Below are 1528 nucleotides of genomic sequence, written 5' to 3' on the forward strand. Positions count from 1 at the left end.
CCGAGCGACTGGGGCTTCGGGAGTGTTCGTGTGGCGATGTCAACTTAAGCATCGGTTCCAGCAGACGGCGAAGGCTCGGAGCCATGATTCCACCGCCGTCGGCTCCGCATTTCGGAACGTATTTGAGAACGAAGAGGTTCGTCGTTTTACCTCTCGAAAGACACGTTCGACGGCATTCCGATTTCCATGGCGAGTGATTTGAGATCGGAGCGATGTTCGTGAGAGTGCAGCTGTGAGATGTCCGCCAGCATCAACGAGAAAGAGCGCATCCTCAACGAGGTGTTTCTCTCTGAGATCGCGGAGAAACACCAGCGTGAATTGTTGATTTTGAACGGGAAATACGTCAACATGGAGGAATTCGTTTGTCTGAGGATCTACGGCCGCATACAGCCAGAATCTGTCTGAGTCGATCTGAATCGCAGTCTCGTCAACCGCAACGCGATTCGGGCTTGCACTGTCAGCTGGCTGTAAATCGGCCTTGTGAATCCAGTTGTGAATTGCTGTTCGACTTCGTTTGACACCCAACTTCTCAAGATACTGTTTGGTATTCGAAAGTGATAGTCCAGCAAGGTGGAGCTGAATACCGGTTTCAATGATCTCGTGGGGTGTCCGCTCTCGTTCCACAAACTCCAAGTCTATCCATTCAGTAGAGCCGGTGAGGCGGTTGGTTTCGGACATAGAACATTCGAAACACTGACCGCCTCGTTCTTAACTTAACATCGCCGTCGATCCGCGCTCAACTATTTATAAACGAGCGGCTGGGGCTTCGGAGGCCTCGTCGAAGGCGTAGCGAGCCGCAGTACAGTACAGTACAGTACAGTACAGTACAGTACAGTACAGTACAGTACAGTTATCGGCGCGCCGCGCCACCCGCCCGTATGGACGACCTGATCGCCGCGGCGCGTGACGCCTTAGACGCCGCCCACGTCCCGTACTCCGAGTACCGCGTCGGCGCCGCGCTCCGGACCGCCGACGGAACCGTCTACACCGGCTGTAACATCGAGAACGCCAACTACTCCAACAGCCTCCACGCCGAGGAGGTCGCGCTCGCGGAGGCGGTGAAGAACGGCCACCGCGAGTTCGACCGGATCGCGGTCGCCTCGGACGTCCGCGACGGCGTCACCCCCTGCGGGATGTGCCGGCAGACGCTCGCGGAGTTCGCGGCCGACGACCTCGTCGTCGCCTGCGACGAGGGCGGCGACGCGGTGACGGAGTACACGCTGGGCGAACTGCTCCCAAACACGATCAACGAGGGGACGCTGAACGACGCCGGCGAGAACTGACATCGGCGAGAACTGACATCGGCGGGACGTCCCCGAGCGACCGAGACGGAACTACTTTTAAACGGCTCGCCGAAGGGCGGAGACATGACCGACGACAGCGAGGACCCGAACGACGAGGCGGGCTACCACGTCGAGGCCGCGCCCGAGGACGTCGCGAACGCGGTTCTCCTCCCGGGCAACCCCGAGCGCGTCGACAAGATCACGGCGCTGTGGGACGACCACGAGGAGGTCGCGCGCCACCGCGA

General features: G+C 59.6%; 2 protein-coding genes and 1 pseudogene. 2 read left to right on the forward strand and 1 reads right to left on the reverse strand.

What is annotated here, in order from left to right:
* Window positions 1–39: 39 nt before the first annotated feature.
* Entirely contained in the window at window positions 40–678 is a 639-nt protein-coding gene (locus U4E84_RS17090; protein ID WP_322533303.1) for an IS6 family transposase, read from the reverse strand.
* A gap of 80 nt (window positions 679–758) precedes the next feature.
* On the opposite strand from U4E84_RS17090, the gene cdd reads away from it, so the two are divergent.
* Complete coding sequence (gene cdd / locus U4E84_RS17095; protein WP_322533304.1) at window positions 759–1283, forward strand: cytidine deaminase; 525 nt, start codon at window positions 759–761, stop codon at window positions 1281–1283.
* 84 nt (window positions 1284–1367) lie between these two features.
* Window positions 1368–1528 (forward strand): annotated as a pseudogene (locus U4E84_RS17100) (uridine phosphorylase); the annotation flags it as partial.

The organism is Halorubrum sp. AD140 (assembly GCF_034497445.1).
Taxonomy (GTDB): Archaea; Halobacteriota; Halobacteria; order Halobacteriales; family Haloferacaceae; genus Halorubrum.

Coding starts and splice junctions, on each gene's coding strand:
- U4E84_RS17090 (WP_322533303.1), bottom strand. CDS start 678: ATGTCCGAAACCAACCGCCTCACCGGCTCTACTGAATGGATAGACTTG.